23 protein-coding genes, 1 tRNA gene and 1 pseudogene are annotated in these 19,675 nt (G+C 59.8%); 10 read left to right on the top strand and 15 right to left on the bottom strand.

The window, feature by feature from the left end:
* Positions 1-86 precede the first annotated feature (86 nt).
* Positions 87-350, top strand: a complete 264-nt coding sequence (locus J3P84_RS17560; protein ID WP_305495615.1) for a hypothetical protein — start codon at positions 87-89, stop codon at positions 348-350.
* A gap of 216 nt (positions 351-566) precedes the next feature.
* On the opposite strand, the gene J3P84_RS17565 is transcribed toward J3P84_RS17560, so the two are convergent.
* Positions 567-1,133, bottom strand: a complete 567-nt coding sequence (locus tag J3P84_RS17565) for a TetR/AcrR family transcriptional regulator (protein ID WP_434624774.1) — start codon at positions 1,131-1,133, stop codon at positions 567-569.
* 194 nt (positions 1,134-1,327) lie between these two features.
* Here J3P84_RS17565 and J3P84_RS17570 point away from each other — a divergent pair, with 194 nt between their 5' ends.
* The 6 genes and pseudogenes from J3P84_RS17570 to J3P84_RS17595 all read left to right on the top strand — a co-directional run bounded on the left by J3P84_RS17570 (position 1,328) and on the right by J3P84_RS17595 (position 7,155).
* The gene (locus J3P84_RS17570; RefSeq protein WP_434603639.1) at positions 1,328-2,110 is read left to right on the top strand and encodes an SDR family NAD(P)-dependent oxidoreductase; all 783 of its coding nucleotides are present in this window, start codon (positions 1,328-1,330) and stop codon (positions 2,108-2,110) included.
* 106 nt (positions 2,111-2,216) lie between these two features.
* Positions 2,217-2,399, top strand: a pseudogene (locus tag J3P84_RS17575) (LysE family translocator); the annotation flags it as partial.
* Positions 2,400-2,466: 67 nt separating this feature from the next.
* On the top strand, positions 2,467-4,485 hold the full coding sequence (locus J3P84_RS17580; RefSeq protein ID WP_434624776.1) for a DKNYY domain-containing protein: 2,019 nt from the start codon (positions 2,467-2,469) through the stop codon (positions 4,483-4,485).
* Between the two features lie 69 nt (positions 4,486-4,554).
* Positions 4,555-5,466: a transcriptional regulator GcvA gene (gene gcvA / locus J3P84_RS17585; protein WP_305495621.1), complete on the top strand. Its 912-nt coding sequence runs from the start codon at positions 4,555-4,557 to the stop codon at positions 5,464-5,466.
* A 68-nt stretch (positions 5,467-5,534) separates the two neighbouring features.
* Positions 5,535-6,362 carry an EamA family transporter gene (locus J3P84_RS17590; RefSeq protein ID WP_434624778.1) on the top strand — a complete coding sequence of 276 codons (828 nt, stop codon included), beginning with the start codon at positions 5,535-5,537 and terminating at the stop codon, positions 6,360-6,362.
* A 31-nt stretch (positions 6,363-6,393) separates the two neighbouring features.
* On the top strand, positions 6,394-7,155 hold the full coding sequence (locus J3P84_RS17595) for an SDR family oxidoreductase (RefSeq protein ID WP_434624780.1): 762 nt from the start codon (positions 6,394-6,396) through the stop codon (positions 7,153-7,155).
* A 277-nt stretch (positions 7,156-7,432) separates the two neighbouring features.
* Here J3P84_RS17595 and J3P84_RS17600 read toward each other — a convergent pair.
* The 9 genes from J3P84_RS17600 to thrS all read right to left on the bottom strand — a co-directional run bounded on the left by J3P84_RS17600 (position 7,433) and on the right by thrS (position 14,899).
* Positions 7,433-7,509, bottom strand: a tRNA-Pro gene (locus tag J3P84_RS17600).
* Between the two features lie 90 nt (positions 7,510-7,599).
* Positions 7,600-7,956, bottom strand: a complete 357-nt coding sequence (locus J3P84_RS17605) for a MerR family transcriptional regulator (protein ID WP_003179985.1) — start codon at positions 7,954-7,956, stop codon at positions 7,600-7,602.
* Complete coding sequence (gene ihfA, locus J3P84_RS17610; RefSeq protein WP_002553164.1) at positions 7,937-8,239, bottom strand: integration host factor subunit alpha; 303 nt, start codon at positions 8,237-8,239, stop codon at positions 7,937-7,939. The genes J3P84_RS17605 and ihfA overlap by 20 nt, the downstream gene beginning before the upstream one ends.
* A 3-nt stretch (positions 8,240-8,242) precedes the next feature.
* Entirely contained in the window at positions 8,243-10,621 is a 2,379-nt protein-coding gene (pheT, locus tag J3P84_RS17615; protein WP_434624782.1) for a phenylalanine--tRNA ligase subunit beta, read from the bottom strand.
* A gap of 36 nt (positions 10,622-10,657) precedes the next feature.
* Positions 10,658-11,674, bottom strand: coding sequence for a phenylalanine--tRNA ligase subunit alpha (pheS, locus tag J3P84_RS17620; protein ID WP_003203624.1), 1,017 nt, complete (start codon positions 11,672-11,674; stop codon positions 10,658-10,660).
* 109 nt (positions 11,675-11,783) lie between these two features.
* Positions 11,784-12,140 carry a 50S ribosomal protein L20 gene (gene rplT / locus J3P84_RS17625; RefSeq protein ID WP_053121417.1) on the bottom strand — a complete coding sequence of 119 codons (357 nt, stop codon included), beginning with the start codon at positions 12,138-12,140 and terminating at the stop codon, positions 11,784-11,786.
* Between the two features lie 30 nt (positions 12,141-12,170).
* Complete coding sequence (gene rpmI, locus J3P84_RS17630; RefSeq protein WP_002553160.1) at positions 12,171-12,365, bottom strand: 50S ribosomal protein L35; 195 nt, start codon at positions 12,363-12,365, stop codon at positions 12,171-12,173.
* Positions 12,366-12,425: 60 nt separating this feature from the next.
* Positions 12,426-12,977, bottom strand: a complete 552-nt coding sequence (gene infC / locus J3P84_RS17635; protein WP_169432615.1) for a translation initiation factor IF-3 — start codon at positions 12,975-12,977, stop codon at positions 12,426-12,428.
* Complete coding sequence (gene thrS, locus J3P84_RS17640; RefSeq protein ID WP_305495660.1) at positions 12,977-14,899, bottom strand: threonine--tRNA ligase; 1,923 nt, start codon at positions 14,897-14,899, stop codon at positions 12,977-12,979. The genes infC and thrS overlap by 1 nt, the downstream gene beginning before the upstream one ends.
* Positions 14,900-15,272: 373 nt before the next feature.
* Here thrS and J3P84_RS17645 point away from each other — a divergent pair, with 373 nt between their 5' ends.
* Together J3P84_RS17645 and J3P84_RS17650 are read left to right on the top strand one after the other, a co-directional pair.
* Complete coding sequence (locus J3P84_RS17645) at positions 15,273-15,575, top strand: hypothetical protein (RefSeq protein WP_305495662.1); 303 nt, start codon at positions 15,273-15,275, stop codon at positions 15,573-15,575.
* A gap of 289 nt (positions 15,576-15,864) precedes the next feature.
* Entirely contained in the window at positions 15,865-16,077 is a 213-nt protein-coding gene (locus J3P84_RS17650; protein WP_003179963.1) for a cold-shock protein, read from the top strand.
* Positions 16,078-16,145: 68 nt separating this feature from the next.
* Here the strand turns inward: J3P84_RS17650 and J3P84_RS17655 are convergent, their stop codons facing one another.
* Both J3P84_RS17655 and J3P84_RS17660 read right to left on the bottom strand, forming a co-directional pair.
* A complete protein-coding gene (locus J3P84_RS17655) occupies positions 16,146-16,460 on the bottom strand; it encodes an I78 family peptidase inhibitor (protein WP_434569076.1) in 315 nt (104 codons plus the stop codon).
* A 162-nt stretch (positions 16,461-16,622) separates the two neighbouring features.
* Positions 16,623-16,928: a hypothetical protein gene (locus J3P84_RS17660; RefSeq protein WP_434569077.1), complete on the bottom strand. Its 306-nt coding sequence runs from the start codon at positions 16,926-16,928 to the stop codon at positions 16,623-16,625.
* 130 nt (positions 16,929-17,058) lie between these two features.
* Here J3P84_RS17660 and J3P84_RS17665 point away from each other — a divergent pair, with 130 nt between their 5' ends.
* A complete protein-coding gene (locus tag J3P84_RS17665) occupies positions 17,059-17,256 on the top strand; it encodes a hypothetical protein (protein ID WP_305495666.1) in 198 nt (65 codons plus the stop codon).
* Positions 17,257-17,297: 41 nt separating this feature from the next.
* Here J3P84_RS17665 and J3P84_RS17670 read toward each other — a convergent pair whose 3' ends face one another.
* Genes J3P84_RS17670 through rbsK form a run of 3 tightly spaced genes read right to left on the bottom strand, consistent with a single transcriptional unit; the run spans position 17,298 to position 19,670 of the window.
* On the bottom strand, positions 17,298-18,326 hold the full coding sequence (locus J3P84_RS17670; protein ID WP_434603602.1) for a nucleoside hydrolase: 1,029 nt from the start codon (positions 18,324-18,326) through the stop codon (positions 17,298-17,300).
* 28 nt (positions 18,327-18,354) lie between these two features.
* Positions 18,355-18,759: a D-ribose pyranase gene (rbsD, locus tag J3P84_RS17675; RefSeq protein ID WP_434603600.1), complete on the bottom strand. Its 405-nt coding sequence runs from the start codon at positions 18,757-18,759 to the stop codon at positions 18,355-18,357.
* Complete coding sequence (rbsK, locus tag J3P84_RS17680; RefSeq protein WP_434624787.1) at positions 18,756-19,670, bottom strand: ribokinase; 915 nt, start codon at positions 19,668-19,670, stop codon at positions 18,756-18,758. The genes rbsD and rbsK overlap by 4 nt, the downstream gene beginning before the upstream one ends.
* Positions 19,671-19,675 lie beyond the last annotated feature (5 nt).

The following is a 19,675-nucleotide window of genomic DNA, read 5'->3' on the forward strand; positions in this document are numbered from 1 at the left end:
CAAGCCGCTTCAAAAACCGCAACCACGGCCGATAACCCTCACAAGAGCCCAGTGACTGGGTGGCTGGATTGCGGCGGGAACCGGTGATGACAGACATATATCTGCTGATAGCGAGCGGCACGGACCAGAGCGATGCGTACGTGCTGGGTTGGTTCGATGACAGGAACAAAGCCAGGGAAGTGGCCGAGCAGAAAGAATGGGAGGCGTATCGCGCCAGCCTGAAGGCGGAAAACCGTTGGTCAAGCCATAAACCGCTGGCGCCGGACAAGACCGAGTATCGGCGGTACTGGATCAAGACCGTGTCGAAGTTCGAATACGTTTCCGTCCCGAGGTCCCTGGCGGTTCACTGAAGCCTGCGGCCGATCATTCGAAAATTTAACGAACCGCGCTCGCTCGCCAGGGGTCTAGAACACTAAGCCCATCTGAAGAGAGCGTCCTCATGTTGAAATTTCTTGGTGGTACCGTCGGGATCATTTTCCTGATCGGCCTGATCGTGGTCATTGCCTTGTTCAAGTTCATTTTCTGACCCGGACAGCGGTAGCACGTCCTGCGCTACCGCTGGTTTTTCATGGCTCCGATGCTGGCAGGGACGCGAGGATCTGTGCTCGGCAGACCTCAAGTATTTCCCCAGCCAGCGGGGCATCGTCCGGGCACGCGCGCGAAAGCATGATCGCGCCGATAGCCTGGGCGAGCAGGCCAAGCATCTTCGCCCGGGCCTCCTCCTCCTGTGTCCCAAGCTTTTTTTCAAGCGAAGCCAGGGTGCTTTCGACGCCGCTGGCGAAAGTCGCCTTCAACTCGTCTGACTGACGCGCCGCATCCCCGCACAACGCCGCCATCGTGCAACCGTGCCCCCGCGCGTCGCGGTGTTCCCTGGATAGATACATCGCAAAAAATCCGGCTACATCAAGCTCGCCGGTGCTGGCCAGCGACTGCGACAGGCTGTTCGCGGAAGCCTCAGCCATCAGGTCGGCCTTCGAACCGAAATGTTTGTAGAAGCCGCCATGGGTAAAACCCGCAGCGGCCATCAGGTCCGCCACGCCTATTCCGTCAAAGCCGCGCTCGCGGAACAACACGGACGCCGTCTCGACGATGTGCTCGCGGTTTGCCTGTGCCTGGGCCTTGGTCACTCTCATTTGCGTATACCTCGTGGCCGCTCGAATCAAGCCCTCATCATACATAGATGCCGAGCATAATCAAATTCGTTGACAGTTTAGATTTCGGTCATCATCCTAGAAACAAGCGGTACGAAACTGACTGCCCGACGTTCGCTGAGCAGCACCGCAAATGAAGTGATTGCACACTCCCGACCTCTCAAGAGACCAACACCATGACCACTCGCAAAACCGTCCTCATCACTGGCGCCTCCACCGGTATCGGCGCGGTCTATGCCAGGCGCTTCGCTCAACGCGGCCACGATCTGGTGCTGGTCGCCCGCGACAACGCGCGGCTGGAAGCGCTGGCAAGCGAACTGCGCAATGAACACAACGTCAGCGTCGATGTGCTCCAGGCCGACCTCACCCAAACCGGCGATCTGCACAAGGTCGAGGCCCGCCTGCGCGATGACGACAGCATCGGCATCCTGATCAACAACGCCGGCGCCGCCCAGTCCGGCAGTTTCATCGAACAGACCACCGACAGCGTCGCGCACCTCGTTGCGCTCAACACCACCGCGCTGGTTCGACTCGCCAGCGCCATCGCCCCGCGCCTGGCAAACGCTGGCGAAGGCGCAATCATCAACATCGGCTCGGTGGTCGGCCTGGCACCGGAATTCGGCATGTCGGTCTACGGCGCAACCAAGGCATTTGTGCTGTTCCTCTCCCAAGGGCTGAGCCTCGAGCTTTCGCCCAAAGGCGTCTACGTCCAAGCCGTGCTGCCGGCAGCCACCCGTACCGAAATCTGGGAGCGCGCCGGCATCGACATCAATACGCTGAGTGAAATCATGGAAGTGAGCGACCTGGTTGACGCCGCGCTGGTCGGCTTCGATCGCCGCGAAGGCGTGACCATCCCGCCCTTGCAGGACGGCGCGCGCTGGGATGCGTTGCAGGCGGCGCGGCAGGGACTGCTGTCCCAGATCAAGCAATCGACGGTTGCCGAGCGCTACAAAGCCTGACGTTTCACCGCGAAAGTGCTCCGGTGCTGGGGGGTTCGTCCTCGGCGACACCCAGACGGATCCGTCCGGTCAACTCTTCACCATGAAAAGCCGCCCGGGTTTCTACATCATCGCGCAGACGTTGGCCATCGCGCTGACTTACGCGGTTGTCGAGTTTATCGTTGAGTTCGGTGTAGCCAGCGCAGCGCACCGGGTCAGGCCTTGGCTGGCCCGAACCGGGCGTCGATTCAATAAAGTCTGCGGCGGTTTTTTCGTACTTTTCGGGGTGAGCCTGCCGATTCATAACTGAACGGTGTGCTTCCGGCATGTAAAACCGTGATCATTGGCCAACCATCGAACGCTCAGGTCGCAACAACATGACAGACGTAGAGACGGCTATTGCTGAGTGGGAGCCGCTTGATCTCGAATGGCATCAGGGTTTCGCCTTCCTGGAAGGCGTGCTGCTGGGCGACGGGCAAGTGCCGGACGTGTACATCCTGCTCAACCCTGAAGGCGCACACCCCGACGCGATAGCGAAAGCTGCCAGTGACGGGCGTTATCCGCCTTCGCCTCTGGTTGCCGGCCAGCCGGTCTGGCGGCATCGACGCAACCCCTGGGTTTTGCGTGACGCCTTGCGCGACTATTACCTGCTTCCCGCCTACCAACAGCGCTACGGTTATCACGGGCTCCAGAGCCTGGCGTTTCGGTTCGACAAAGCCCTGGAAAACCTTGGCCACCAATATTGGCGCGATGCGTCCGGCGCCTATTGGTTCTGCGAATACGCAATCACCGAAATCCTTCAGGCAAAGCCCGACAGCCTGGCCCTGGTGGCATTGTCGCCAGCCTCGGTGACTGCAGCCTCTGCCCTGTTCAGCGACGGGGTGAGTATCTTTCTTCAAGGCAAATTCATCGCCAGCGCGACGGCGCGGGTGCGTTATTGCAATCACCCTTCCTATCGAGTGATTGACGGCCAGGTCTACAAGGGCTTCAACCCCCTGCATCAGAAGGACGGCACCCCATTGCCGATCAGCAATCCGGACGAGTTCCGGATGCTCGCCGAACGCTGGGGAACCGATGGGCAGTCGATCATCGTGCAGGCGCAGCAAGGTTCGAGCATTGCCTATGAGTATTTCTATCGCATCGACAATGCCGACCTGGCGACCTTCACCGTGCTTAACGAACGTTACGCCAAGGACCAGCAACGCGCCTATTACCTGACCGGCAAGACCCTGCGCTACGTTGGCGATTTTCGGCTGCTGAAGAACTGCCACCCGGCGTTCGACGAGTGCGGCCGCGTGATTGGCAGCAGCGAAAGCGAGGATGAGTATTTCGCCGTGGACGACCTGTACGTCTACGCCGCCGGGACGCGCCTGCGTGACGCCCACGGCCCGAGTTTCCGCCACTTGGGGTTCGATTACTACCGTGATCAACATCACGTCTACAAACGTCAGAAACGCCTGGATGTCGACGTGGAAAGCTTCGTCGTGACCCAGCTCTGTGGCGATGACCTGGACTACTCGCCTGTGCTCGCAGGCGACAGGAATGGTCCGCTGGGTTCTGGCGGAATCATCGATGCGGCAATGCAACAGGCATGGGCGCCCTACTTCGAGGCTCATCCGCAATTGCAGGGTTACTGGTGGCATCGTTTGCAAGCGCCGCCTGAAGTTGCAGAAGCGCAAGCAGAAACGCCGCCGTTACAAGCCATCGGCCTCGGTTTCGAAGTCGGCCGCCAAGTGTATTTTCATGGCCGCGTTATCAATGGGCTGGACGCTGCAAGTTTCCAATTGCTCGACACACACCTGTGCGGCGATGCCCGGGGGCTTTATCTGATCCCGTTTCATAACGCCGAGACACAAGTGCCCGAACGGTTTTCCCAGGAGCCGGTTGAGCACTTCCGCTCACTCGGCGGGCCCTATCTCACCGACGGCAAAACCGTGTTCTGCCACCGGGTCTTCTACCATCCCCCTGAACCGATTCGTAAGGCTCAGGTAGGCAGTTTCGAGTCTTGCGGGCATGGTTGGGCCAAGGATCGGGACGCGGTTTATTACTACGGCGAGGCGAAAAAAAAGCTGCATCCTTGCGACACTCGCATTCTCGGTACCTATGCCGTTAGCCCCACGCTGATCTTCTCGGAAGGCAAGTGGCTGGATGTAGCTTTCGAGCCTGACGAAGTCCGCGTGCCGCATCCCGATTTCCTGCAATTGGGTACACGCAAACTGTTCTGCCATCGGCGGCCGCTGAGTGCCAAGCGTATCGACCTGGGCACCTTGGAATTCCTGACGGAGCGTCATGCCCGAGACAAGCACCGAATCTACCACTACGACGGCTATGCGAGCCTGACCGAGGTCGATGAAGCGCATTATCAGCAATCCCTTCGTGAGCCGTCCCATTCATAGCCGCCGGCGATGTTCTATCATGAGCCAGCGCTCATGACGCGCATCCTCAAATCGCCGGATATCCTTCACATGAGAGACCTGCCGCCGACCGCTACATTACGAGCCTTTGAAGTCGCCACGCGCCATGCGACCTTTACCGCTGCCGCGCAAGAACTACACGTTACCCAAAGCGCGGTCAGTCACCAGCTCAAGCACCTGGAGTCCCTTTGGGGATTGCAACTGTTCGAGCGTGGCAAGTCACTGCGCCTCACCGCCGCGGGGGCCACGCTGGCGCCCATCGTGCGCGAGTTCTTCATGAGCCTTGAAGCGACCCTGGGCGATCTACGCGAACAGAAAGGCAGGGTTCGACTCGAAGTCAGCACCACTTATTCCTTCGCGCTGAAGTGGCTGCTGCCCCGCTTGCCGAATCTCTCCCGCCTGCACCCGGAGTTATTGGTCTCGCTGGACACCACCGACAAGATCATCCACTTCTCCAGTGCCCAGGCCGACGTGGCAATCCGGCTCGGCAAGGGCAACTACCCCGGCCTGTATTCGGAATTTCTCTTCGGCGAGCAGGTTTTTCCGGTGGCCAGTCCTGACTTGCTGCAGCGCTTCGGGACGCCACGCAGCCCCGCCGAACTGTTGCACTACCCGTTGCTGACCCGGGATGGCGCCGAGCTGGTGCCGAAATGGGAGATGTGGTTCGAGAAGGTCGGCCTGGAATTCTTGCCACTCAAGGAAAGCGTCAGGTTCGGCGACACCAACATGACGGTCGAGGCAGCCCTGCTCGGCCAGGGCGTTGCCTTGGTGCGCAGCGGGCACGTTGAAAGCGAAATCAGCGATGGCCGCCTGGTGCGGCTGTTCGACGTGCCATTCCCGTCACCACTGGCCTACTATTTTGTCTGTCCCAAGGGCATCGAATCGCAGCCGCATATCGTCAGCTTCCGCCAATGGTTGATCGGCGAGGCGTCGACCGTCCAACGCGCTTATGAAAATGCATGAGGTTTTACTCATGAAACGATGAGGAGACTTCGCTGTAGTACAGGCATCTGCGCCGCCTAGAATGGCGCATGCCTATCCATATCATTTCACTGGTTCTTTTCGCCGCGCTCCTGCATGCCAGCTGGAACGCCTTGCTGCGCGGCGGTGCCGATCGGCTGTGGTCAATGACGATCATGTGCATCGCCATCGCCGTGACCTGCGTCGTCGCCGCAGCATTCATGGTCCCACCGGCTGCCGCCAGTTGGGGTTATGCGGTGCTTTCAGCCGTACTGCACGTCGGCTACAACCTGTTCCTGGTGCGCAGCTACCGGGTCGGCGACCTGGGACAGGTCTATCCGATTTCCCGTGGCTCATCACCGGCACTGATCGCCCTGGGCGCCGCCGTCTTCGCCGGAGAAAGCATCGCCCCCGGCGTCCTGCTGGGGATTGCGCTGGTGTCCGGCGGGATCATTTCCCTGGCCTTCAGGGGCCGCCAACTGTCGGTGCCCAGCCTGCCCTACGCGCTGGGCACCGGCTGTTTCATCGCCGCCTATAGCGTCGTCGACGGCATCGGTGCCAGGCTCTCCGGCGCGCCGCTCGCCTATACCGTCTGGATGTGCGCCTTGTGGGGCGTGATGATGCCGATGGTCTACATCGGCCTGCGCGACGCACGCAGCCTGTTCTCCGTCCGCCCCGGAATATTCAGCGCCGCGGCCGGCGGGCTGGTCTCCTTGCTGGCCTATGGAATAGTCATCTACGCCATGAACGAAGCGCCCCTGGGGGCGGTATCGGCATTGCGCGAAACCAGCGTGCTGTTTGCGGCGCTGATCGGCGCCATCTTCCTCGGCGAGACACTCACCGCCCGCCGGATCCTGGCGTGCGTAGTGATCGTCAGCGGCACCATCATCATCGGCTGACACAGCCAACTGCTCAGGAGGGCTATTCACCATGGTCAACGACTCGCAGGCACCGCTGATCCTGATAACCGGCGGAAGTCGCGGAGTGGGCGCCGCCACCGCGCGGCTGGCCGCCGCACAAGGCTACGACGTCGCGATCAGCTACGTTGCCAACGAGCCCGCGGCGCTGGCCGTGGTCGCGGATGTGGAGGCACTCGGACGTCGCGCGCTGGCCATGCGCGCCGACAGTGCCGACCCCGAACAGGTCGCCGATCTGTTCGCGGCCATCGACCGCTCGTTCGGGCGCATCGACGTCCTGGTCAATAACGCGGGGATACTGTCGGCTCAGTCACGCCTGGAAGACCTTGGCTTCGAGCGCATGCAGCGCATCTTCGCGGTCAACTCCATCGGCCCGATTCTCTGCGCCCAGCAGGCAGTGAAGCGCATGGCGTACCGGCATAACGGCCCGGGCGGCGCGATCATCAACGTCTCTTCGGCATCGGCACGCCTGGGCAGTCCCAACGAATATGTCGATTACGCGGCGTCAAAAGGCGCCTTGGAGACCTTCACCATCGGCCTCGCCAAAGAAGTGGCCCGGGAAGGCATACGCGTCAATTGCATTCGCCCCGGACACATCTACACCGAAATGCACGCCAGCGGCGGCGAGCCGGGGCGGGTTGATCGGGTGAAGGATTCGATTCCCATGGGTCGAGGAGGCCAACCGGAGGAAGTGGCACGGGCGATTCTGTGGCTGGCGGGTGGAGAGGCGTCGTTTGTGACGGGGACGTTTCTTGATGTGACTGGGGGGAAGTGAGTTTTGCCTGGGAAAGGCTGAGGAGCCTAACGCTGTTCACCCAAGAGAAACGGCAGACCCGTGGCGAGGGAGCTTGCTCCCGCTCGACTGCGAAGCAGTCGTAAAACCAGCGGGTGCGGTGGGTCTGATGCTCCGCGCTCGGCAGGTTTTGGGGCCGTTTCGCGGCCCAGCGGGAGCAAGCTCCCTCGCCACGTCTTTTGCAGGATTGAAGTCCCGCAAAACTCCCGCCCATGAAAAAGCCCAACTGGTTAGAGTTGGGCTAAGTCATTGAAAAATATGGTCGGGACGGAGTGATTCGAACACTCGACCCCTAGCACCCCATGCTAGTGCGCTACCGGACTGCGCTACGCCCCGACTAGGCGTGAATCTTGTTCCGTTTCTCAACGGAACGCTCAGGAATATATCGCAAGCTTTTGAAAACTGGAAGTATTTAAAAGCAGAAATTTATTTCTTGAGCACCACCAGTACATCTTCAAGCTCGGCGATCATCTGGCGGATCATCTGTTTGTACTGGGTTGTGTCGTCTTTGGCCTCATCACCGGAAAGGCGCAGGCGCGCGCCGCCGATGGTGAACCCCTGGTCGTACAGCAGCGCGCGGATCTGGCGGATCATCAGCACATCCTGGCGCTGATAATACCGGCGGTTTCCGCGGCGCTTGACCGGGTTGAGTTGAGGAAACTCCTGCTCCCAATAACGCAGCACGTGCGGTTTTACCGCACACAGCTCGCTGACTTCACCGATGGTGAAGTAGCGTTTGCCCGGGATGACGGGTAGCTCGTCGTTATGACTTGGTTCCAGCATAAGCCTCAACTCGGGCCTTCAACTTCTGCCCTGGACGAAAGGTGACCACACGGCGAGCCGTGATCGGGATTTCTTCTCCCGTTTTCGGATTGCGGCCAGGCCGCTGGCGTTTGTCCCGAAGGTCGAAATTGCCGAAACCGGACAATTTGACCTGTTCGTTGTCTTCGAGAGCGTGCCTGATTTCTTCGAAAAACAGTTCGACCAATTCTTTGGCCTCCCGTTTATTCAGGCCCAACTCCTCATACAGACGTTCCGCCATCTCAGCTTTCGTCAGAGCCCCCATACGTCACTTCCTTAACGTGGCGTTCAACCTGTGTTCGAGCGAGGTGAGGATATTCTGCGTTGCGGTATTCACCTCATCGTCGTTAAGAGTGCGCGATGGATGCTGCCAGGTCAAGCCGACTGCAAGGCTTTTTCTATGCGGATCAATGCCTTTACCCTGATACACGTCAAATAGCCTGAGGTCCGTCAGCCATTCGCCTGCATTTTCACGGATTACTGCCAGTACGTCGCTGGATGCAACGCTGACATCGGCCACCAGGGCAAGGTCACGACGCACTTCAGGAAAGCGCGACAACTCCTGGAATTTCGGCATTTTTCCTTGAGCGACTTCGGCCAGCACCAGCTCGAAAACGAAGACCGGACGGTCGAGGCCCAGGGTCTTCGACAATTCAGGGTGAATCGCCCCGACATAACCGACTTCGCGCCCGTCTCGCTCGATGCGAGCGGTTTGGCCCGGGTGCAGCGCCGGATGCTTGCCCGGCACAAAGGTGAACGCGTCAAGCGCGCCGGCGAAGCCCAGCACCGCTTCCACGTCAGCCTTGACGTCGAAGAAGTCGACAACATCGCGACCTTGCGCCCAGCCTTCCGGAAGGCGGCTGCCACAGACGACACCGGCCAGCATCGGCTCTTGCTTCAAGCCGTCCAGTTGCCCAACGAAGCGCAGGCCACTTTCGAACAGACGCACGCGGTCCTGCTGGCGGTTCAGGTTGTGCTGCAACGACTTGACCAGGCCCGGCCACAAGGACGAACGCATGGCCGCCATGTCGTTGGAGATCGGGTTGGCCAGCAGCAGCGGCTCGACACCCGGGCTGAACAGCTCGAACTGGCGCGGATCGATGAAGCTGTAGGTGATCGCTTCCTGATAACCACGCGCCACCAGCAGGCGGCGCAGTTCCGGCAGCTCGCTGCGCGCCTCAGCCTTGGCCTGTGGGGCCAGGCGGGCTTGCGGGTAGCGAACCGGCAGACGGTTGTAGCCGTACAGGCGGGCCAGTTCTTCGATCAGGTCGACTTCCAGGCTGATATCGAAGCGATGGCTTGGCACTTCAACCTGCCACTGCCCTTGCCCATCGGCGCGGATGCCCAGGCCCAGGGCGCTAAGCAGGCGCTCGACTTCGGCCGAGTCCATTTCCATGCCCAGCATCTGGGTGATGCGTTGGGCGCGCAGGGTCACCGGCGCGATCTTCGGCAAATGCTGCTCGCTGACCGTCTCGATGATCGGGCCGGCTTCGCCACCGGTGATTTCCAGCAGCAGGCCAGTGGCGCGCTCCATGGCTTCACGGGCCAGCTGCCAGTCCACGCCACGCTCGTAGCGGTGCGAGGCGTCGGTGTGCAGGCCGTACGAACGGGCCTTGCCAGCGACGGCGATCTGGTCGAAGAACGCGCTTTCGAGGAACACGTCACGGGTCGTCTTGGAGACGCCACTGTGCTCGCCGCCCATCACGCCGGCAATCGCCAGGGCGCGGGTGTGGTCGGCAATCACCAGTGTGTCGCTGCGCAGGGTCACTTCCTGGCCGTCGAGCAGCACCAGCTTCTCGCCTTCATCGGCCATGCGCACGCGGATGCCGCCGTTGATTTCAGCCAGGTCGAACGCGTGCAGCGGCTGGCCCAGTTCGAGCATCACATAGTTGGTGATGTCGACGGCCGCGTCGATGCTGCGCACGTCGGCGCGCCGCAGGCGCTCGACCATCCACAGCGGGGTCGGCTTCGACAGGTCGACGTTGCGGATCACACGCCCCAGGTAACGCGGGCATGCGGCCGGCGCGAGAACTTCAACCGGGCGCACTTCATCATGCACCGCCGGAACGACCGCGACCGCAGGGCGGGTGACCGGTGCGTCATACAAGGCGCCCACTTCGCGCGCCAGACCTGCGAGGGACAGGCAGTCGCCACGGTTTGGCGTCAGGTCGACTTCGATGCTGGCATCGTCCAGGCCCAGGTATTCACGAATGTCCTGGCCAACCGGTGCGTCGGCTGGCAGTTCCATCAGGCCGTCATTACCTTCGCCGATCTGCAGTTCGGCCTGGGAGCACAACATGCCGTTGGATTCGACGCCGCGCAGCTTGGCTTTCTTGATCTTGAAGTCGCCCGGCAGTTCGGCGCCGATCATGGCGAACGGAATCTTCAGGCCCGGGCGCACGTTGGGCGCGCCGCAGACGACCTGGAAGGTCTCCGTGCCATTGTTGACCTGGCAAACCCGCAGTTTATCGGCGTCCGGGTGCTGCTCGGTGCTCAGCACCTCGCCCACGACCACACCGCTGAACTCACCGGCGGCCGGCGTCACGCTATCGACCTCAAGGCCGGCCATCGACAGGCGAGCAACCAGCTCGTCCTGGCTTACCTGCGGGCTTACCCAGCCGCGCAGCCATTGTTCACTGAATTTCATCCTGCTCCCCTTAATAAATTCGTTACCGACTGCGACCTAGCGAAATTGCGCAAGGAATCGCAAGTCGTTGTCGAAGAACAGGCGCAAGTCATTCACACCGTAACGCAGCATGGCCAGGCGCTCGACGCCCATGCCGAAGGCAAAGCCGGAGAACTCTTCCGGATCGATCCCAGACATGCGCAGCACGTTCGGATGAACCATGCCGCAGCCCATGACTTCCAGCCAGCCGGTCTGTTTGCAGACGCGGCAGCCTTTGCCGCTGCACATCACGCATTCCATGTCGACTTCAGCCGATGGCTCGGTGAACGGGAAGTACGAAGGGCGGAAACGCACGGCCAGTTCTTTTTCGAAGAACACCCGCAGGAACTCTTCGATAGTGCCTTTCAGGTCGGCGAAATTGATGTCGCGATCCACCAGCAGGCCTTCAACCTGATGGAACATCGGCGAGTGGGTGATATCGGAGTCGCTGCGGTACACACGGCCTGGGCAGACGATGCGGATCGGCGGCTGTTGCGATTCCATGGTGCGGACCTGTACCGGCGAGGTATGGGTGCGCAACAGCATGTTCGCATTGAAATAGAAGGTGTCATGCATCGACCGGGCCGGGTGATGGCCTGGGATGTTGAGCGCTTCGAAGTTGTGGTAGTCGTCTTCGACCTCGGGGCCTTCGGCGATGCCATAGCCGATATGGGTGAAGAACTGCTCGATGCGCTCCAGGGTGCGGGTCACCGGATGCAGGCCACCGGAAGTCTGGCCACGGCCAGGCAGGGTCACGTCGATGGACTCGGCGGCGAGTTTGGCAGCCAGATCCGCCTCCTCGAACAACGCCTTGCGCGCATTGAGGACCTCTGTGACACGCTCCTTGGCGACGTTGATCAGCGCACCGACCTGCGGACGCTCTTCAGCCGGCAGGTTCCCCAGGGTCTTCATCACCTGAGTCAACTCGCCTTTCTTGCCAAGGTAGTGAACCCGGATTTGCTCCAGGGCATTGATATCTTCAGCGCTTTGCACAGCCTCTAGTGCTTGAGCGACCAGCGCGTCCAGGTTTTCCATGTACAGACTCCAGATACAAAATAGGGGAAGAGCTTTAAGGCTCTTCCCCTATTTAAGACGTTTGACACCTGGGCCCACAGAGGTGAGCCCTGGTGACTGCCGGGGGTACTTAAGCCAAGATGGCTTTAGCTTTCTCGACAATCGCAGCAAACGCCGCTTTTTCGTTCACTGCCAGATCAGCCAGAACCTTGCGGTCGATCTCGATGGACGCTTTTTTCAGGCCAGCGATGAAACGGCTGTAGGACAGACCGTTAACACGAGCACCAGCATTGATACGAGCGATCCACAGAGCGCGGAACTGACGTTTTTTCTGACGACGGTCACGGTAGGCGTATTGGCCTGCCTTGATTACCGCTTGCTTGGCAACACGGAATACGCGGGAACGCGCGCCGTAGTAGCCTTTAGCAAGTTTCAGAATTTTTTTGTGACGCTTACGGGCAATGACGCCACGCTTTACACGAGCCATGAGTTACTTCCTCTATTCTTGATCCAAAAATTAACGAAGGCGCAGCATGCGCTCGACTTTTGCCACGTCAGACGGATGCAGCAAGCTGCTACCGCGCAGTTGACGCTTACGCTTGGTCGACATTTTGGTCAGGATGTGGCTCTTGAAAGCGTGCTTGTGCTTGATACCGTTAGCAGTTTTCAGAAACCGCTTAGCAGCACCACTTTTAGTCTTCATCTTTGGCATGTTCGGATACTCCGCATTCAGTTGATAAACATAATCGCAAGGCCTGCCGTGCCCTGTTGATTACTTCTTCTTTTTCGGGGCGATGACCATGATCAGCTGGCGTCCTTCCATCTTAGGATGCTGTTCGACCGAACCGTACTCGAGCAGGTCTTGTTCAACCCGCTTGAGGAGTTCCATCCCCAGCTCCTGGTGGGCCATCTCACGGCCGCGGAATCGCAAGGATACCTTGGCCCTGTCCCCGTCACTCAGGAAACGTACCAGGTTGCGCAGTTTTACCTGGTAATCCCCTTCCTCCGTCCCTGGACGAAACTTGATTTCTTTTACCTGAATCTGCTTCTGGTTTTTCTTCGCCGCGGCAATCTGCTTCTTCTTTTCGAAGATCGACTTGCCGTAGTCCATCACCCGGCAAACGGGTGGGACTGCGTCCGCGGAAATTTCCACCAGATCAAGCTTGGCTTCTTCAGCAATACGAAGCGCTTCATCAATCGAGACGATGCCAATCTGCTCGCCATCAGCGCCAATTAACCGAACCTCGCGTGCCGAGATATTCTCGTTGATCGGGGCTTTCGGTGCAGCTCGTTTATCTTGTCTCATTTCACGCTTAATAATAATTACTCCGAATCTGGGCGACCACGCCGGGAAACCGCTTGCGCGAGAAACTCAGCGAATTCGGCGACGGGCATCGAGCCCAGGTCAGCACCTTCACGAGTACGCACAGCGACAGTCTGCATCTCAACCTCCCGATCTCCAATAACCAAGAGAAAGGGAACCTTGAGCAAAGTATGCTCGCGGATTTTAAAGCCGATCTTTTCATTTCTCAAGTCGGACTTGGCACGAAATCCGCTTTGGTTGAGAGTTTTTTCGACTTCAGCGGCAAAATCTGCCTGTTTATCAGTGATATTCATGATCACTGCCTGGGTCGGCGCCAGCCACGCGGGGAACGCACCCTCGTAGTGTTCGATCAGGATACCGACGAAACGCTCGAAGGAACCGAGGATCGCGCGGTGAAGCATGACCGGGTGCTTGCGGCTGTTGTCTTCGGACACATATTCAGCGCCCAGACGGATCGGCAGGTTAAAATCGAGCTGCAGGGTACCACACTGCCAGACGCGACCAAGGCAATCTTTCAGCGAGAATTCGATCTTCGGACCGTAGAAAGCGCCCTCGCCCGGCTGCAGATCGTACGCAAGGCCCGCGCTGTCGAGCGCAGCGGCCAGGGCTGCTTCGGCGCGATCCCACAGTTCGTCGGAGCCGACGCGTTTTTCCGGACGAGTGGACAGCTTCATCTCGACTTCGGTGAAGCCGAAGTCCCGGTAGACGTCCATGGTCAGCTTGATGAACGCGGCGGATTCGGCCTGCATCTGCTCTTCGGTGCAGAAGATGTGGGCGTCGTCCTGGGTAAAGGCCCGCACGCGCATGATGCCGTGCAGCGCACCCGATGGCTCGTTGCGGTGGCAGGCACCGAACTCGGCCAGGCGCATCGGCAACTCACGGTAGCTTTTCAGGCCCTGGTTGAACACCTGCACGTGGCACGGGCAGTTCATCGGCTTGATGGCGTAGTCGCGGTTTTCCGACTGGGTGGTGAACATGTTGTCGGCGTAGTTGGCCCAGTGCCCGGATTTCTCCCACAGGCTGCGGTCAACCACTTGCGGCGTCTTGATTTCCAGGTAGCCGTTTTCGCGCTGGACCTGGCGCATGTATTGCTCAAGCACCTGATACAGCGTCCAGCCATTCGGGTGCCAGAACACCATGCCCGGGGATTCTTCCTGGGTATGGAACAGGCCGAGGCGCTTGCCGATCTTGCGGTGGTCGCGTTTTTCCGCTTCCTCGATGCGCTGGATGTAGGCCGCCAGCTGCTTCTTGTCGGCCCAGGCGGTGCCGTAGACGCGCTGCAACTGTTCGTTCTTCGCATCGCCACGCCAGTAGGCGCCGGACAGCTTGGTCAGCTTGAAGGACTTCAGGAAACGGGTGTTCGGCACGTGCGGGCCGCGGCACATGTCGACGTATTCTTCGTGGTAGTACAGGCCCATGGCCTGCTCGTCCGGCATGTCTTCCACCAGACGCAGCTTGTAGTCCTCGCCACGGGCCTTGAAGACTTCGATGACTTCGGCGCGCGGGGTGACCTTCTTGATGACGTCGTAGTCTTTCTCGATCAGCTGCTGCATGCGCTGTTCGATGGCGGCCATGTCGTCCGGGGTAAAAGGACGCTCGAAGGCGATGTCGTAATAAAAGCCTTCGTCGATGACCGGACCGATGACCATTTTCGCGCTCGGATACAGCTGCTTGACCGCATGGCCAACCAGGTGCGCGCAAGAGTGGCGAATGATCTCCAGCCCCTCTTCGTCCTTGGGCGTGATGATTTGCAGCGTGGCATCGCTGTCGATGACATCGCTGGCATCGACCAGCTTGCCATTGACCTTGCCGGCCAGGGTGGCCTTGGCCAGGCCCGCGCCGATGGATGCGGCGACCTCGGCTACGGAAACCGGGTGGTCGAATGAACGTTGACTGCCGTCGGGAAGAGTAATAGTTGGCATGGCGCCTCCTCTCCTAGTGGTGACCCCTACCAAAGGTCACGTGGGTTGGGATGAGCCAGTACAAGATCCAGTCCAGGCCGTTCAATGAAGAACGCCTGCCTTACAGCGGCAGGAGCCTTGCGGCCAACCGGGAAACCGAACCAGAGTGACTGGGATTCAAATCAGGGTTGATCGAACATTTACCGCCGCCGGGGCCTGTTGCCTCCGGAGCCTGAGAAATACCCGAGCCCGGCATCCTAGCACAGATGAACGGTCATCGCCGCGCCTGGATCGAAGCCGGCGTAAACTGACGATTTTTATGCCAGAGTGCTGAACCGAAGCGTCTGCTACGCCTCAGATAACAAGACATCGACCCACAAAGGAGCATCCCCGCATGCGTCTGAACACCCTATTGGCAGTAGTCGCCCCCCTCGCCCTGCTGCTTCCGCTGAGTGCCCACGCCGAATGGCCCAAGGGCGAGCGTGAGAAATACATGGCGCAGTGCACTCAAGCGGCGACCCCGCAGATTGGCGCAGCGGCGGCCAAGGCCCACTGCGCTTGTGGCGCGGACGCGATCAAATCCTACCCGGCGAGCGATATCCAGGCGCTGATGGACAATAAGGCCACCCCTGAACTGCAGCAGAAAGCGCTCGGTCAGATCGCCAAATGCAAGGCCAATCCACCCGCAAAAAAATGAGTGATCGAGCCTCCAGAGACGGCTCGAAACAGCTGAAAAGGCTTGGATAAGCGGCTTTTTTCAGGATTTATTCAGGTTTTACAGCTTTTTTTATCGTCTTTACGTTCGGCTGAAAGCCTTTGAAACCGGGCCTTCCAGCCGGTTCAGGGGGTAAAGGAAACACGACTGATTGGCAAACAGCTCGTCCGGGGGGCTCCCAAATCGAACATTTCGACTATGATACCCGGGTGTGCCCAGTTGGCCTGAGCAGCACAGTACACTGAAAATATATGTTTCTTGGAGATACACCATGTCTAATCGCCAAACCGGCACCGTTAAATGGTTCAACGATGAAAAAGGCTTCGGCTTCATCACTCCTCAAGGTGGCGGTGACGACCTGTTCGTACACTTCAAAGCTATCGAAAGCGACGGTTTCAAAAGCCTGAAAGAAGGCCAGACCGTTTCCTTCGTGGCTGAGAAAGGCCAAAAGGGTATGCAAGCTGCACAAGTTCGCCCAGAGTAATTTCCCGGCGCGCTAAAAAAACCCCGTCCATGTGACGGGGTTTTTTATGGCCTGCTGGAAACCGCCTGTCAGCCGCAGCTCACCCGATTGACCACCAGCTTGGCATCGGTGTTGAGGTTGAGGCGATCGGAGCGGTACTCAAGCGTGATCATGTCGTTGGGTTTGAGAATCCGGGCATTCTGCGCGCCGGATCGAGCGCGCGCTTGCTCAAGCAACTGCGGCGAAGCCTGCTTGCCGACGGCAAACTCGGCGGCCTTGGCATCGCAGCGGGTATGACCGGCCTCGGCTGCCACGGGATCAGGCGTCGACTCCGACGTGCTACTGCATCCGCTCAAGAACGTGGCGGCCAACAGAATATTCAATGACACGAGCTTCCAAGGCATGAAGCCTCCTTTTTTCGATGGATAGTAGTGAGCGTGCGACAGCCGGGATGACGCTTGGTTTCAACACCGGCGCTATCATTGCGCCCTCACTGGAAAAACCGGCAGTTTGCCCGAGCACGACCGCCAGTCCAGAGCTGAATCGTGCCTGAATATGAACGGTGCTCAATAGATATCGATGTAATCGAAGGGTGGGTTCGGCCAGTTGTCCTTCAGCGCGTTATAGATCTGCATGACCCAGACCTCGTCACTTGCCGCGACCCGGCCAACGTAGCCTGACCCTTTCGCCCATGTCTCGAGCCGGAACCGCAGGCCATCGATTTCAGCACCACCCACGATGCCCGAAGACAGATAGGCGATGCCGTCCTTGGTCACTCGCAGTTGGGTATGCTCGTCATCACTGGCAGAAGCCAGCAATTGGCGAACCGAGTCGAGGGTAAGTCCATCTGGTTTGTTCAGGTCGATCTGCATGCCAGGGCTCCTCGAAAAAATCAAAGGCCAAGTGTCGCATACCGCACTTCTGATGCCTAAGTCGCACTGCCAAACCCGAAGCAAAAATGCTTAACTCAGCCTACTGATCTCCCAACCTGCGAGCCCGACCATGAGCACCGTCAGCATCGAAGCCACCATCAATGCCAAATGGGCCCAGGGCCACAGCTCATACAGCCCGGGCAGCCCCGAGGAATTGGCAATCATCGGCATCGAGTTGTTGGTGAAAGAACTCGGGACGCAAGGCGCTCAGAACTTCATCCAGCAGGCGTTCGAACGCTACCCGAGCATTATCGAGACGGTTGACTAGACCACCGCAGGCCGGCGCCTGCGGGGTCGCTGCGAGAGGGTCTACTTGAGGCGGGCCAGCCGCTCGGTCAACAGGTCGAAGAACCCCTGGGCATCGCCGTCCTTCACCCAGAAGGCATTCTTGGGCGCCTTGAGGCCGTCGTACCAATCGACGACCGTCTGCCCGAACGTCGGACCTTCACGACTGTCCACCACCAGATTGACCGACCGCCCGGTAAACAACTGCGGCTTGAGCAGATAGGCGATCACGGTCGCATCATGCACCGGCCCGCCGGTCATGCCGTAGTGCTCCATATCGCCCTTGACGTACTCATTGAGAATATTGCCGACCAGCTTGCTGGCGTTGTTGTTCAGCGCGGCGATCTGCTTGAGGCGTGCCTCGCTGGTGAGGATCTTGTGGGTCACGTCCAGTGGCAGATACGTCAGCTTCAGCCCGCTTTTGGCGACTATCTCTGCCGCCTGGGGATCGGCGTACAGGTTGAACTCCGCCACCGGCGTGATATTGCCGCCGTTGAAATGCGCGCCGCCCATGATCACCACTTCCTTGATGCCCTGGACGATGTCGGGCTCCTGGACCAGCGCCAGGGCCAGGTTGGTCTGCGGGCCCAGCATCGCAATGGTGATGCTGTGCGGCTTGGCGGCCTTGAGCGTGTCGATCAGGTAGTTGACGGCATTACCCTCGGCCAGTCCTTTCTTCGGCTCATGCACCTCGACACCGGACAAACCTTCCTTGCCATGGATGTTTTCGGCGTAGATCGGCGTGCGCATCAACGGCTTCGGGGCACCGGCGTACACCGGAACCTCTTCACGCCCGGCCCACTCGCGAGCCAGGCGCGCGTTGCGGGATGTCTTGTCCAGGCGCACGTTACCGGCGACGGTGGTCAATGCCCGGATATGCAGCTCTTCGGGGGATGCCAGGGCAAACAACAGCGCAACCACATCATCGGCCCCCGGATCGGTGTCGATGATCAGATCGATTTTTTCCGCCGCCTGGGCGCTTGTAGCCGTGAGCAATGACAAAAGCAGCAGACTCCGCAACAGTTGATGCATTTTCTGAGCATAGCGGTGCATGGCGCACTCCTTGTGCTGGTGGGAAAACCTAGAACGTGACGCCGGCGATCAGCACCACGTTGCAGTATGGAGAACATTCTCCTGTGCGAATGATTGCCCTCGCCTCTCGGCTGAGCGTCTTGAATTGCTCGTGGCTGACCAGCTCCCGCGTACCCAGCGCGCCTTCGGCATGCAGCGCCTGCAACGTGGCCAGGGCCGACGGTTGTCTATCGAGGATTTCCTGAGCCAGCACATGGCGCTCGACCTGCATTTCGCTGAGCACCACTTTCAAGGTACTGACGAAATCCGGAACCCCATGGGTCAGCGCCAGGTCGATCAACTCGACATGGGGCGGCACCGGCAGGCCGGCGTCACCGATGACCACCTTGTCGCCATGACCGAGGGAGGCGATCAATCGCGACAGGGCGATGTTCAACAGAGGAGTTTTTTTCATGCTTCGAACGCCTGTACTTCCTGCAGGGTTGGAACGGAAGGCTGAGCGCCCGCGCGGGTGACCGACAGTGCAGCGGCGACCTGGCCGAAACGAATAGCCTCGACCTCATTCTTGCCGCTGGCCAGGGCCGCGGCAAACCCGCCGACAAACGTGTCGCCCGCTGCCGTGGTGTCCACTGCCTTGACCCGCGGCGCCGGGAAATGTTCGAAGCTCGAACCGTTGGCGAACATCAGCCCTTGGGCCCCCAGGGTCACGATCACCTTGCCGGCACCGGCGGCGATCAACTGGGTCGCGGCGGCTTCGGCGTTTTCCAGGGACTCCACCGCCAGGCCGCTGAGGATCGCCGCTTCACTTTCGTTGGGAATCAGGTAATCGACGCAGGCATACCAGTCGGCGGGCAATGCCCGAGAAGCGGGCGCGGGATTGAGGATGACGGTCTTGCCAAGTTCACGACCACGCTTGAGTGCATGGCCGACGGTGGCATCCGGCACTTCGAGCTGGCAGATGATGACCTCGGCGCTTTGCAGCACCGCGTCGAAACTGTCGAGCACAGCCGGCGTCAGCTCACCGTTGGCGCCAGCGACGATCACGATCGCATTCTGGCTGTTGTCATCGACCACGATCAGCGCCACGCCGCTGGAACCCTCGACGACGCTGACGGCCTGGCAATCAATGCCTTCGGCCACCAGCGCACCGCGCAGTTGCTGACCGTAGGCGTCACCGCCGACGCAACCGACCATGGACACTTGCGCCCCGAGGCGCGCGGCAGCCACCGCCTGGTTGGCGCCCTTGCCGCCGGGGATGGTCGAAAACGATTCCCCGATCAGCGTTTCACCGCCACGGGGCAGACGTGGCGCACGCGTCACCAGGTCCATGTTCAGGCTGCCTATTACCACTACTTTTGCTGGCATACATC

The organism is Pseudomonas sp. Z1-29 (genome assembly GCF_051131995.1).
Taxonomy (GTDB): domain Bacteria; phylum Pseudomonadota; class Gammaproteobacteria; order Pseudomonadales; family Pseudomonadaceae; genus Aquipseudomonas.